This is a genomic window from Rhizobium sp. BK060, assembly GCF_014193145.1.
Classification (GTDB): Bacteria; Pseudomonadota; Alphaproteobacteria; order Rhizobiales; family Rhizobiaceae; genus Rhizobium.
This window is the reverse complement of the sequence record NZ_JACHYW010000005.1, coordinates 54025-67025: the sequence shown is the minus strand read 5'-3', so window position 1 is coordinate 67025 and position 13001 is coordinate 54025. Positions and strand designations below refer to the sequence as shown.

Below are 13001 nucleotides of genomic sequence, written 5' to 3'. Positions count from 1 at the left end.
GACCTGACAACGATGTCGAATCCAAATCCCGCCGAATTCTCTCCTGCGTCCTCCCGCATCTCACCAACTGCCTCTCCGCGCCTGGCGGCATTAGCCGAAGCTGTTCTTATCGGAGGCGCTAAAGCGCGCTCATCGCTGCGCCGTCGCTTGGATGGCGAGTTGGTGGCAAAAGCGCAAAGGGATTATCAGACCGAGATCGACATTGCCGTCGAGCAGATCATCGTCGACGAAGTGAACAGGTCCTTTCCCTCCTACGCGATCAAAGGCGAGGAAGCGGTTGGCAACCGGAATGCAAAGGATGGCGTGCCTGTCATCTACATCGATCCAATCGACGGGACGACAAATTTCGCCTGGGGCATCCCGCATTTCGGCATGACGATCTCGATCGTCGAAGGCGCTGAGATCGTCGCCGGCGTCGTCTATGACGCAATGCTGGATGAGCTCTTCAGTGCGGAGCTCGGCGGCGGATCGTACCTGAACGGCGAGAGGATCCGGTGCGTGAGTTCCAAGGGGATCGAAGACGTTCTCGTCGGGGCTGGCTTGCCGATTCCGGGTCAACTCAAGGCCGTGCCCGAGGACGTCTATTTCAACGCGCTCAAGCGGTTGATGGCAACCACCGCTGGCGTGCGCAGGCTTGGTTCAGCGGCATTATCGATCGCCTATGTCGCCTGTGGCCGCCTGGACGGCTTCTTCGAGGATGGTCTCTCAATGCACGATTATGGCGCTTCCGCCTTGCTGGTGCACGAAGCGGGTGGCGTGGTTTCCGCTTTCAATGGTGGGCCCGTCACCTCAAACGGAGACATCCTTGCTGGCAACCGGGTTCTACACCCCTGGCTCGTTGAAGGCTTTCAGGCCTGATCTTCCATCAGAAGCCGATCCAGGCCGACCGGGTCATCCGTCGTGATCTGGTCAGCCTTCAGCTCGATAAGGCGCCTGACGCCCGGCAGGGCGGATGGAACGGCCGCGTTGATCGTGTAGGCGTCAACGACCCGTCCAGCATCATGAAAAGCACCGATCAGATCATAGCCGGCCTGATCGGCGAAGAATACCAGGCGGCGATCGAGATAGATCATCCGTGCGCGGGGCACGGCGCGTTGAGCGTCAGCAACGAAGCCTGCGAAATCGCGGGTTTCCATCAACCTTTCGATAGCGCCACCGTGACATGGGTCGTAGCCGATTGCCATGTCAGGCACAGCCGTTGATAGCCGCGCGACGGCAACCGAATCGCCGCCTGAGAGGATGACGGTCCCCGCGACCGGCGAAATGGCTGCCGTAAACGCGGCAATGTCAACGTCGCGTATGGTGTTTGAACTCTCCTTGAGGTCAAGCTGCAACACAGCGCCAGGATCCCGGTTGATCTGAGCCAGAAGTTGCGCAAGATCGCCAAGCATCATGACCTTGTGCCCACTTGGCGCCCCGAAAGGATCCCGTAGATAAAGGCCACGCAAATAGGCCTCGGACGCCTCGCGAACCGGACCCGACCCTGTTGTCGCCGCGTCAAGGGTCTCGTCATGCAAAACAGCGAAGCCAACCCCGCCAAAGCGCACAAGATCGATCTCGACGCTTGCCCCGAGTTCCATACCTTCAACGATGCGCTCGCCTGTAAAGGAAATATCACCGGCAAAACGGTGGCCGCGGTGCCACTTCAGCCAGGTGCGATGCCCCGCTCTTTCAATTGCAATTCCGCGGCCTTCAAGCATGCCCAAACACCCTGTCGTTTTGTCGAGCCGATACGGGGGCGAATTCGTAGACAAGCCGATTGTCGCGGAACGCCCTGAAGGCCGCGGCCACTGGCTCCACCGGCGCGCCCTTTGTCCAGTCGCTGTCGCTCGATGTCATTACCTTCAACCTTGTTCCGTCGGCGAGATCGACATCGACGACCTTATGGGTGCCAAAATCGATGCTGCGATGAACGATGCCGCTAGCTGCACCCTTCGTCACGGCAAGCGAGAGGGCTTCGGGCCGAACGGCAAGCACGACCTCGCCGTCTGCAACGGGAACCGGGAGCGCAAAGGCTGCATGCTGGCTCAAACCGCCCTTCACAGTCGTGCGAATGAAGTTCATCGAACCGATGAACCCGGCGACGAATTCCGTCTCTGGTTCTCGATAGATACGATCGGGCGGCCCGATCTGCTCGGTGCGACCATCACGCATGACGACGATCCGGTCAGCAAGCGCCAGCGCCTCGTCCTGCCCGTGCGTGACGAAGAGCGTGGTAATGCCAAGCCGTTGCTGGATATCACGCACCTCCTCGCGCAACCGCTCGCGCAAGTGCTGGTCGAGGCTTGCGAAGGGTTCGTCGAGCAGAAGGATCTTGGGTTCGAGGACAAGCGAGCGGGCAAGCGCTACACGTTGCTGCTGACCACCAGACAGCTGCGTGGTCATGCGTTTGCCGTAGTCGGCAAGGCCGACGAGCGCCAGCGCCTGTTCGGCGCGTTCCCGGATCTCTGCTCTCGGCAGGCGGCGAAGGTTGAGACCGAACGCAATGTTGTTGAAGACGTCCATGTGCGTCCACAGCGCATGGCTCTGGAACACCATCCCTGTCGGCCGCTTTTCCGGCGGCATTGACGTAACATCCTTTGCATCGATCAGGATGCTTCCCGCAGTCGGCGCTTCGAAGCCGCCAATCATGCGCAACAACGTCGACTTGCCCGAGCCGGAAGGACCAAGCAGGCAGACCAGTTCGCCGTCTTCGACATCGAGCGAGACATCGCGAACGGCATGGGAGGCGCCGAAGCTCTTCGAGACGCCCTTTATGGTCAAGCGTGCCATGTGAATCCCTTCCTGGCTTCATTCGCCGCAATGAGCCTCATGCCCCCAACCCCTTTGCGAAGGTTCCTGTGCCGACCACCCTGCGAGCAAACATGAGCGCGACAAAAGAGGGAACCCACAGCATCACTGAGAGCACGGCGCCGTATTGAACGACGATCTGATTGTTGATGAAGGTGACCATCAGCACCGGCATCGTTCGGATTTCCGGCGCTCCGATCAGCCATGCCCCCTCTGTTTCGTAGAACGTCCCGACAAAAGTCAGCAAGACGGCCGCTACAATCGTCGGCGCCGCTTGCGGCAGCGTAATCGACCAGAAGACGCGCAAAGGGGCGGCCCCGGCATCGCGCGCGGCCTCCTCCATCCGGCGATCGACGTTTTGGAAGGCAGCGACCGGAATCCAGATCATCAGCATCAAGGTTCCTACCAGCTGGATGAGGACGACGCCCCAGAACGTGCTGATCAGCCCGATTTGCAAAAAGATGCCAGCAATTGCGACCAAGAGCCCGAATTTCGGAAATGCATGCGAGGCGAGGAACGACAGAAAAAGGACATTCCTGCCCGGAAACTTCATGCGCGCGAAGGCATAGGCGGCGGGAAGACAAATGACGGCGGAAAGAATTGTCACAGTGGTTGCCAAGCGCAGGCTGAGGAAAAGGGCCTCCCAGACATCGGTTCGCGACAATGTCAGCGACCAGTAGCGAAGTCCGAATTGTTGCGGGATCACGAAGGGGTAGCGCCAGACTTCGCTGAAGGCCCAGGTTCCGACAACAATGAGCGGCAAAGCGATAAACAGCGTCAACAGCAATGCCAGCAAGGCGCCGATCCAATCCGCCTCCGCGACGGCAAGCCTTACAGGCTTCATCACACGCCTCCCCTGTTTCGGGCGATAGAGCGCACGTAGAATATCCCGAATACGAGGCAAAAGCCGAAAGCGATAACCGCCTGCGTCAGGGCGTTGACGGGGTCGTTCATGTCCGAGAACGTCCGCTGCATGAAGGGACCCATCATCTCTGGTGAAGCCGGCCCGAGAAGATAAGGGAGCGTGAAGGAAGAGAAGATACCGAGGATCGCAAAAGAGGTCGTGACGAGCAGCGAATTGCCCATTCGCGGCATGATGATCGACAAGAAGACGCGTAGTGGCGAAGCACCGACATCGCGCGCTGCCTCGATTGAGCTCTTCGGAATATTGCCCAACCCCGCCGTGAGCATCAGGACCGTGAGCGGCAGGTTGTCCCAGACGAGCCCAATGACCGGTCCCCATGGCGTCAGATAGGGGGATGGCAGCTTTGGTAATCCGACCGCATTCAGCAGCACGTCGACGGCGCCGTTTGGACCAATGGTGCGGATGAGCGCGTAGGACAGGATGATCGACGGCACGAACATCGGGAAGATGGCGAGCCCTTGCACATAGGCGCAGAGCGGCCCACGAGAAAAGCGAAGGTAGAGCGCGATCGGCAGACCGATGGCCAGCAGCAGAACGCCGCAAACCAGCGTCGTCCAAAGCGTGATCCAAAGATTGGCACGACTGTACTGGTCGCTGAAGAAGAAGCGGTAGGAGGCCAACGAAAGCACCGATGCTCCGTCCGGTTGGGCGACGAAGACCGTGCTCGCCACCGCCGACAGGATCGGGTAAAGGATCAACCAAGCCAGAAGAAGCACAGGCAGGGCAACCAACGGAAGCCCCACCCAGCCCTGCCCACTCGCCGGCGCACAAAGCCGCGCCAGCGGCGGAAGTGTCATGGACCTGCGCATCAGGTGCGGCTGATGCCCGGCGCGACGTTGCGATACCAGCCGTCGTTGATGGTGGTTTCCCAGTCACCAGCCGGGAAGGTGGGGATCGTCGCCGGAATGACGTCCGCATACTTCTGGCGCAGCTCATCCGAAATGTGATCCCAGGAGACGCCGGGGAAGCCGCCGATTTCGGTGATGATCGCTTCCTGCATCTCCTTGGTCAGCAGGAAGGCCGCAAGCTTCATCGCTGCGTCTTTGTTGGCGCCATTCGAAAATATCGTCATGCGAGAAAAGCCACCGCAGAGCGCCAGGTCACCCAGCTGGACGAGGCCAGTCGTTTCCGGCAGCACGCCCTGAAAAATCGCTTGCAACACCTGGTCGGACCAGACTGGCGTCATTGTTACGACGCCTTGCGCAAGAAGCTGGATCGACTGCGTGTTTCCGGCCGTATAGGCGCCCTTTTCGTAAAGCGACGGGGCCAGATCGTTAAGAAGCGCCCAGGCTGGCGTCAACGTCTGGTTGGCGTAGTCGGCTGTGAAGTTGTCGATCGTGAACTTCTTCGGGTCACTGCCGTTGGCTTCATGAATTGCGCGGCGCACGAAGTTTCCGCCGGAACCGCCCTTATCGGGGCGGTTGTAGATGAACTGGCCCGGATTGGCCTTGATCCACGCCGACAGTTGCTCCCAGCTCTTCGGAGCATCCTTCGGATCGAGCTTGGTCTTGTCATAGGCGAGCAGCACCTGCGATCCGCGATAAGGGAGAGAATACTTGCTGTCGACCGCCAACGGGTTGACGTGGTCAAACCCTTCGATGTTCTGCGCGGAGAACTCCACCCATAGACCGGCCTCCGCGCCAGCTGGTGGAAGGCGAGGATCAAAATGCTCAAAGATATCGGCTTGCGGATCCGTCTTCGTCTTTAGCGCCGCAAGGGCGCGGTCTGCAATCGCGCGCAAGCCAGTGTTGTCACCGGCGTCGGTGATCTTCACGACCAGATCCGGATGAGCCTTTTCGAAAGCCGGGCGAACGATGTTATTCCAGAAATCGATAATGTTCGCGTCCGATCCGCTGTAGAGATCGATCGTCGTTGTCGCGGCCGATGCAAGGCGTGGCAGCATCAGCATGCCCGCGGCTGCGGTGGTGGTGACAAGGAAATCGCGTCTGTTCATAGCCCTCTCCATTGGCTCGGATGTAGAAGGCCGTGCTACGCCTTAAGCGTAACAGAGTCATGACAGCGGGGCGATCTCAGCGATAAATTGCACAGCTGTGCAAGCCATTGTCGCGATGGCGGCGCGGTGAAGCCGATTAGACATCGGTCCAGTTGGAAAAAGCTGCTGCTTGGCCTCGCGACCTGCCGCGCTCATCAAGCAACTGCCAGACAATTCCATTCTCCATCCAGAAGTGTTTTCCAGACTTGGTGACGCGCAAGCCCCGGTAGTCCGCGACATAGCCTTGACGTTCGACGGCATCGAGAAGCAATTGCCGTTCTTTTCGATCCGGAGCCTCGGCAGACAAGCGCGACGGCAGCTTCGTGAACTCATCCCACGTATATTCGAAGCGCGTCTGGGCGGCGATATTGGCATAAATGAAGCGCGGATCAGGATCCGTATTGTGGACCAGAACGACAAAAGGCGCTTCACGATAGAGCCAGTCGGGGCCCTGCCCCGGTTGAACAAGCGCCTTGCCGACGAGCCGGTGAAAGCTATCGGTCAACAGCTTGAAGAACTCCAAGTCCGCAGCCAGATCGACTGGTTCAGGCAGCTTGCTTTCCACTCCTCATTCCACCGTCTCTAGATAATCGATGAACATCATCGTCGAATGAATTGTTAAGACCACCGAAGGGGCAGGACCACCATACGCCAAAGTGTGATCCGACAAGGATTCTAGGCGTCAAATAGCGATGAAGGCAACTCAACGGTTATTCGGCTCGGTTCTGCAAGACGCATTGCCACAGCTTCTCGCAACAGGGCAAAGCGGAGTTCCAGCGCAGTGATCTCCGGTGACCTTGGCAGCATGGTCAATTCAGCTGCGAAAAGATCAAACTCCCTTCCCAGGGCGGTCTCATCAAAAGGTGGGTTCACGTGCTCACGACCGATAGATTGGTTGAAGACTCACTCAACCATGGACTTACAGCGAGCGCTGAGACTGCGCTTAACGCGCCTGTAGACATGCTGAATATCCAATTAACAAGCTCGCGCAGTGTAGAAAATTGGCACGAACGACGGCGCGCCTGCTCGGAACCCAACAATCTACAGAGCGACCTTTGGAGCTCGCTGAACACCATCCCTTGCCTAGCCGCGGAGTTTGTCCGGCCAGCAATGGCTGGCCAGAACGGCGCAGGTCAGATGAATTAGGTCTCGCCCCGTCTGCAAGGCTTCAGGTTCTTGCCGGCAGGCATCGCGCGGCTGGGCACCCCACCCGTGCATGGGCTCGCAAACCGGAGCTTCGGGCTGTAAACGTTCGTTGCGTGAGCACTACACTTACGGTCCCGTTCGATATCGTACAAAGAAGGGGGGACGTAAGCAGAGGCGACGACCGCGATCTGTCAGTTCAAGTACCCCCGAGATTGCCATCGGACAACTGCTGGAAACGCGCAGGCACATCTTCGACGCTGACAAACTGCTCGTGGCTCTTCAGAAATTGCCTGAAACGCTCTTTCGCGACGGCGATTGGGCGTTCCCTGCAGGCGGCTTCCCGGACAACTTTCACGACCGTTTCGTAGGTCAAATCTCGCTTGCTGGTCGGCCATTCATCGAGAAAATCGAACACGTCGTCCAGGCCCGCGATTTCCTGGATAAAGTGCTTACGCTGCGCAAAAATCGGCGCATCAAACAAGTCAAGTGCCACTATATCTCTCCCTGGTTGGGCCTGTTTGGCAAACAGGAGTTATTGGCCGCCTATTGGAGCTCAAAGTCCCCTGCTGATAGCGCAAAGCGTTTCGGCATTCAGTGCGAAGTGATCGCACGTCGCTCATCAGACGCCAGGTGCTCTATAATCGCGCGCCGGATTTCGGTAACCGTGTCGAAGAGCCTGTTGTCCAGGCCGATGACATTGAACCGGACAGCGATGAACTTGAGGCGGTTCTCGACAGGAACCGCGATCCCAACTTCCTGACCGTTAAATACGACAGCTTGCTTTTGCATGACAAACCTCGGGCACGCCACACGGGAGCACCATCTTAGAAAAGTGGATAACGGATTTACGACGCGTCAGATTGCCGTCGTAGGTCGGTATCGGATCAAGACGAGATCAGGCGCTCGCTGCACCATTGCGAAGAAACGAAGTCGGACAAACAACGTCACCATCCTCCCTCAAGCGGGGTCAAACCACGGCTGAGTATCGTCGGCAAGGACCTATATTTCGGAACTCTTCTGCAAAAACGTAGTCGAGAAAATTCGAGCAAGCAACTGATTTTTGTCATTATTTAGCGTTTTAAATCGTATGACAATTACCGCAGGTGCGAAGTGAGAAATGACGTACGTTCGTCCGGTCTTATCGTCGCAAGGTTTGACGTTCTCCGCCATAGAAGGCGTCAACCACCAGGGACGGGTTCGTTCCTGCTCGGTTTTGGCTACCCATTCATTGGAGGCCCTAGCGTTGCTGCGCAGGACTGGCTCTCCGGCTTCGACGTTGTCAACCTCTGTGGCTTTTAGTTTGTGATTTCAAACCGACAAACGTCATACGGCGTGAGATCACGGCAATTGCGGCAGCCGCGAAACCCACAAAGCGTCAGCTGCGTGTGCGCAGTGCGCAACGCGCACGCTGCCCCGGCCGCAAAGCCGTACGAAGCCATGGGGCCACAAGCACCGGATCCCACCGAACATCCGGCACGCCCGAAGCGTCGGCTACCGGTGGAGGACTGGTAGCCCGTGACGGATCATCTGTTTGAACACGTGCGGCCGTATCTCGACCGCGATCGAGAGGAACGGATCGCTTGTATCCGCGTCCCGCGGTGGATCGAGCACGATGTCGCGACCGACGCCCATCGCCGCTGGAAGCCTTAGGCTGGCGGCACAGTGGAGATTTACCCCAATGCGCACTCGCACCGATAAACTCGAAGAACATCCTCACTCCGTTGAACCGTCGCGACCGTGGCGAAACGCGCGGCCGCCTTAACGAGTGCCGGGAGCGCGATCGTGCTTGATCTGTTTCGCGGCGGGTTAAAACTCTTCATGGCGATCGGTCGAATCGATCGCATAAAAGTCCGAAGCCCATGCCGCGAGGATCGTTCGCTTATCGTCGACAGGCAGAAAGTGCTGGCGCCCTTACCACATCGATTGGCCGTCGAAACAGCAGCCCTTGCGGCGCTAGAACTGTTTGCCCGATCGTCATGGCATTGCTGGCAGCCTGCTCCAACATGTTGTCCATCATCGGATTTACCTCAGCGTACGTGCGGATCCCTGTCCCGTCGCAGGCGAGACGCAACGTTGACGTTGGTTTCCGGAGCCAGCAGCTCGTGTTTCTCCGCAAAGGCGGCAAATAGGCCGCGGGCGGTCTCCGCTTCGATTTCACCGCGCAGCGCAGCTCCACACGCCTTAAGCGCAACTGAGTGCGCGTTATCTCTGAGCGCCGCCGGCCACTCGACGAGATGCCGGTAGGCGTCCATCACGCTGCGAACCTCCGCCGGAAAGCCGAGGCCGACAAGAATAGAAACTGGCTCTTTGAACATATCGGGTTTCATTACGCTCTCCTTCCCAACCCGCGATGTTGACGGGCGCCGCCGCCGCGACGCCCTCCTTGATGGGTTCTGCTTAAGCGGCCTTCTGCGCGTCGATCTGCGCGCAAGGAGCCGACGGCTCAACAGTCGGCGCAGTCTCGATGGCGATTTTCCGCGGCTTCATTTCCTCGGGAACCTCACGAACGAGATCCACGGACAGGAGACCGTTCTTTAGATCCGCTCCGTTCACCCTAACATGGTCGGCGAGCTCGAACCGGTGTTCGAACGGCCGGCCGGCTATGCCGCGATGAAGGTAGGCTTCGGCAGCCGCCTCCTGCTTCTTGCCGGCCACGATCAGAAGGTTGGACTGGAATGTGATGTCGAGATCGTCTTGAGCGAAACCTGCCACCGCTATCGAAATCCGATAGCTGTCATCGCCGGTCTTGACAATGTCATAGGGCGGCCAGTCGCTGATCGAGCGGGCGCGCTGAGCATTTTCGAGGAGATTGAAGACCCGATCGAAACCGACGCTGGATCGGAACAGCGGTGCATAGTCGTAGGATGTTGCCATAGCCATATCCTCCTTGAAGCAACATGGGTACGGAGCGCCGAAAGATGGCGCTTCCAGCAAGGCCAGCCCTATCCTCAGCGGCTGGCAGCTATCGATTTGGTTTTTGAGAATTTCGGATTCAAGGGCTGCGCCTGAGAAAAATTTGGGTGTCTTCAGTCCTAGCGAACCACTCGATCGAGCTCCTAACCTGCAGCTATATTCTGTATATCGCGCAGGCTTTCACAACAGGCGGGCGCAGATTGCCGCCGTCGGTCCAACTGCGGAATTCAAAGCCGGCAATCAAACGTGGGCTGCGCAGAAAAACAACGCTTACCCTTCAACGGCACAATCAGCGATCTCGTCTTCAGGCCATCTCTGGTGCTCCGATGCTTCGAGGCTTTGCCACTCAATTCTATTTTGCAGCGCTGGGAGCAACTGGCTTGCGCGATCCCGACTCGCTTTTGACATCGTCAAACGGAGACCGGGATGACGTGCTGCCGAGCTCATCAAGCCTCGGTCGGAAAAAGAACCAGGAAACGAAAAATCCGGATTCAAGTCTCAGTGCAGCTTGAACTCGCCTTCGACGCGGCACCATTCGTTCGGTCCGATCAGGCGCTGATGCGTATAGCGGACGGAATGCAGCGGCCCGTCGAGGTTGGCCTGCCAGTAATTGAGGAACTTCTGCATCTCAGGGAAATCGGGAGCCAGATCGTAATCCTGCCAGACATAAGTCTGAAGGACGGATTCGAAATCGGGAATGCGGTAGAGGATATGCGCGGTGGTAAGGCCATAACCGTTGAGCTGACGCTCCAGATCCGATGAAAATCGCATGCTTCATCTCCGTTTCGTGACAGCCTGAACGTGGCGTAATTTTTTGCGGCCATCAACGAATTTTTAGACGCTCGAGGCCAGGTTCTTGTTTCTTTCCAGAAAGTTAGCAGCCGCCTCCGAGGAGTGCTGATTTTTTTGTTTTGACCTCTTGAAATCAAAAAACCGCCAAACCAGATCATTTTGCGCAAAACGCTCGACTGAGGTTTTGCACCCACCCGGACTGGTCATCCGGTCCGGCCAGGGGAACAACGTCATCATTGTTTGTCCATCGGAGGAAAACATGTCGTTCCGACCGCTTCATGATCGCATTCTTGTCCGCCGGGTTGAGTCCGAAGAGAAAACCAAGGGCGGAATCATCATTCCCGATACCGCTAAGGAAAAACCGCAGGAAGGCGAGGTCATCGCCGTCGGACCCGGCGCGCGTAACGATGCCGGCCAGGTCCAGCCGCTCGACGTCAAGGCTGGCGATCGCATCCTGTTCGGCAAATGGTCCGGCACCGAGATCAAGATCAACGGCGAAGACCTGCTGATCATGAAAGAAAGCGATGTCATGGGCATCATCGAAGCCCCGGCAGAGCAGAAGCAGGCCGCCTGAAGGCCGACCGATCAGTTAAATTAGCTGCCTATTGAGGAGTTAAAGAAATGGCTGCGAAAGAAGTCAAGTTCCACACCGATGCCCGTGAACGCATGCTGCGTGGGGTCGATGTGCTTGCCAATGCTGTGAAGGTGACGCTTGGCCCGAAAGGCCGCAACGTCGTTATCGACAAGTCCTTCGGCGCACCGCGCATAACCAAGGACGGCGTTTCGGTCGCCAAGGAAATCGAACTGGAAGACAAGTTCGAGAACATGGGCGCCCAGATGCTGCGCGAAGTCGCCTCCAAGACCAATGATCGCGCCGGCGACGGCACGACCACCGCGACCGTTCTCGCCCAGGCGATCGTCAAGGAAGGCGCCAAGGCGGTGGCGTCCGGCATGAACCCGATGGACCTGAAGCGCGGCATCGACCTTGCCGTCGACGCCGTGGTCAACGAACTGAAGACCAACGCGCGCAAGATCTCCCACAATTCGGAGATCGCCCAGGTCGGCACGATTTCGGCCAATGGCGACGAAGAGATCGGCCGTTACCTTGCCGAGGCAATGGAAAAGGTTGGCAACGAGGGCGTCATCACCGTCGAGGAAGCCAAGACGGCCGAAACCGAACTCCAAGTCGTCGAAGGCATGCAGTTCGACCGCGGCTACCTCAGCCCTTACTTCGTCACCAATGCCGAGAAGATGCGCGTCGAGTTCGAGGATCCTTATATCCTCATCCACGAGAAGAAGCTTTCGAACCTGCAATCGATGCTACCGGTTCTCGAAGCCGTCGTGCAGTCCGGCAAGCCGCTCCTTATCATTGCCGAAGACGTCGAAGGCGAGGCTCTCGCCACGCTCGTCGTCAACAAGCTGCGTGGCGGCCTGAAGATCGCTGCCGTCAAGGCTCCGGGCTTCGGTGACCGCCGCAAGGCCATGCTGGAAGACATCGCTATTTTGACAGGCGGCACTGTCATTTCCGAAGACCTCGGTGTCAAGCTGGAGAACGTGACGCTGAACATGCTTGGCCGTGCCAAGAAGATCGCGATCGAGAAGGAAAACACCACGATCATCGATGGCGTCGGCTCCAAGGCCGAGATCGACGGCCGCGTTGCCCAGATCCGCGCGCAGATCGAGGAAACCACCTCCGATTATGACCGCGAGAAACTGCAGGAACGCCTCGCCAAGCTCGCCGGCGGCGTTGCCGTCATCCGCGTCGGCGGTTCGACGGAAGTCGAAGTGAAGGAAAAGAAGGACCGCGTCGACGATGCGCTGCATGCCACCCGTGCGGCCGTCGAGGAAGGCATTCTACCGGGTGGCGGCGTCGCGCTGCTGCGGGCCGTCAAAGCGCTCGACAATCTCAACACGGCCAACCGGGATCAGCGGGTCGGCGTCGAGATCGTCCGTCGCGCAATCGAGGCACCTGTCCGTCAGATCGCCGAGAATTCCGGCGCCGAAGGTTCGATCATCGTCGGCAAGCTGCGCGAAAAGTCCGACTTCTCCTACGGCTGGAATGCCCAGACCGGAGAGTATGGCGATCTCTATGCGCAGGGCGTTATCGATCCGGCCAAGGTCGTGCGCACCGCGCTTCAGGATGCAGCCTCCGTTGCCGGCCTGCTGGTAACGACGGAGGCCATGATCGCCGAAAAGCCCAAGAAGGAAGCCGCTCCGGCGATCCCCGCCGGCGCCGGCATGGATTTCTAAACGATCATTCTGGCTCGCCCCTGTTCGAGGGGGCGAGCCACCTGCGGAGTAAAACATGAGCTTGCCGTCAAAAGAAGATGCACGTCTATGCGCAGGTGTCCTTAGGGAGATTGTCCGGATGACGGGCATAGCGGACAATCCAACCGCTATCGGAACGCTGACGATAACGGTCGCCAGATTATACAATAAGGG

14 protein-coding genes and 1 pseudogene are annotated in these 13001 nt (G+C 58.4%); 4 read left to right on the top strand and 11 right to left on the bottom strand.

Annotation, left to right across the window (positions count from 1 at the left end; genetic code table 11):
- Positions 1-12: 12 nt before the first annotated feature.
- On the top strand, positions 13-858 hold the full coding sequence (locus FHT71_RS07255) for an inositol monophosphatase family protein (protein WP_132588935.1): 846 nt from the start codon (positions 13-15) through the stop codon (positions 856-858).
- On the opposite strand, the gene FHT71_RS07250 is transcribed toward FHT71_RS07255, so the two are convergent.
- The 8 genes from FHT71_RS07250 to FHT71_RS07215 form a co-directional block, all read right to left on the bottom strand.
- Positions 849-1700 (bottom strand): glycerophosphodiester phosphodiesterase, encoded by an 852-nt coding sequence (locus FHT71_RS07250; RefSeq protein ID WP_132588934.1) that lies wholly within the window; start codon positions 1698-1700, stop codon positions 849-851. The genes FHT71_RS07255 and FHT71_RS07250 overlap by 10 nt on opposite strands.
- Positions 1693-2772 carry an ABC transporter ATP-binding protein gene (locus FHT71_RS07245; protein ID WP_132588933.1) on the bottom strand — a complete coding sequence of 360 codons (1080 nt, stop codon included), beginning with the start codon at positions 2770-2772 and terminating at the stop codon, positions 1693-1695. The genes FHT71_RS07250 and FHT71_RS07245 overlap by 8 nt, the downstream gene beginning before the upstream one ends.
- A 37-nt stretch (positions 2773-2809) precedes the next feature.
- Entirely contained in the window at positions 2810-3634 is an 825-nt protein-coding gene (locus FHT71_RS07240) for an ABC transporter permease subunit (protein ID WP_132588932.1), read from the bottom strand.
- Positions 3634-4512, bottom strand: a complete 879-nt coding sequence (locus FHT71_RS07235; RefSeq protein WP_245505420.1) for an ABC transporter permease subunit — start codon at positions 4510-4512, stop codon at positions 3634-3636. Before FHT71_RS07235 ends, FHT71_RS07240 begins: the two co-directional genes overlap by 1 nt.
- Positions 4513-4523: 11 nt before the next feature.
- A complete protein-coding gene (locus FHT71_RS07230; protein ID WP_132588930.1) occupies positions 4524-5669 on the bottom strand; it encodes an extracellular solute-binding protein in 1146 nt (381 codons plus the stop codon).
- Positions 5670-5805: 136 nt separating this feature from the next.
- Positions 5806-6273, bottom strand: a complete 468-nt coding sequence (locus FHT71_RS07225; RefSeq protein WP_132588929.1) for an MEKHLA domain-containing protein — start codon at positions 6271-6273, stop codon at positions 5806-5808.
- 777 nt (positions 6274-7050) lie between these two features.
- Positions 7051-7347, bottom strand: coding sequence for a DUF982 domain-containing protein (locus FHT71_RS07220; protein ID WP_132588928.1), 297 nt, complete (start codon positions 7345-7347; stop codon positions 7051-7053).
- Between the two features lie 98 nt (positions 7348-7445).
- Positions 7446-7643 carry a hypothetical protein gene (locus FHT71_RS07215; protein ID WP_165933053.1) on the bottom strand — a complete coding sequence of 66 codons (198 nt, stop codon included), beginning with the start codon at positions 7641-7643 and terminating at the stop codon, positions 7446-7448.
- A 726-nt stretch (positions 7644-8369) separates the two neighbouring features.
- Between FHT71_RS07215 and FHT71_RS31450 the strand changes: the two are divergent.
- Positions 8370-8492, top strand: a pseudogene (locus FHT71_RS31450) (NTP-binding protein); the annotation flags it as partial.
- A gap of 389 nt (positions 8493-8881) precedes the next feature.
- Here FHT71_RS31450 and FHT71_RS07210 read toward each other — a convergent pair.
- The 3 genes from FHT71_RS07210 to FHT71_RS07200 all read right to left on the bottom strand — a co-directional run bounded on the left by FHT71_RS07210 (position 8882) and on the right by FHT71_RS07200 (position 10538).
- Positions 8882-9181: a DUF982 domain-containing protein gene (locus FHT71_RS07210; protein ID WP_132588926.1), complete on the bottom strand. Its 300-nt coding sequence runs from the start codon at positions 9179-9181 to the stop codon at positions 8882-8884.
- Positions 9182-9251: 70 nt separating this feature from the next.
- Entirely contained in the window at positions 9252-9728 is a 477-nt protein-coding gene (locus FHT71_RS07205) for an Hsp20 family protein (RefSeq protein ID WP_132588925.1), read from the bottom strand.
- 537 nt (positions 9729-10265) lie between these two features.
- A complete protein-coding gene (locus FHT71_RS07200; protein ID WP_132588924.1) occupies positions 10266-10538 on the bottom strand; it encodes an usg protein in 273 nt (90 codons plus the stop codon).
- 280 nt (positions 10539-10818) lie between these two features.
- Here FHT71_RS07200 and groES point away from each other — a divergent pair, with 280 nt between their 5' ends.
- A complete protein-coding gene (groES, locus tag FHT71_RS07195) occupies positions 10819-11133 on the top strand; it encodes a co-chaperone GroES (RefSeq protein WP_132588922.1) in 315 nt (104 codons plus the stop codon).
- 47 nt (positions 11134-11180) lie between these two features.
- Positions 11181-12809 carry a chaperonin GroEL gene (gene groL, locus FHT71_RS07190; protein ID WP_132588921.1) on the top strand — a complete coding sequence of 543 codons (1629 nt, stop codon included), beginning with the start codon at positions 11181-11183 and terminating at the stop codon, positions 12807-12809.
- Positions 12810-13001: the final 192 nt, after the last annotated feature.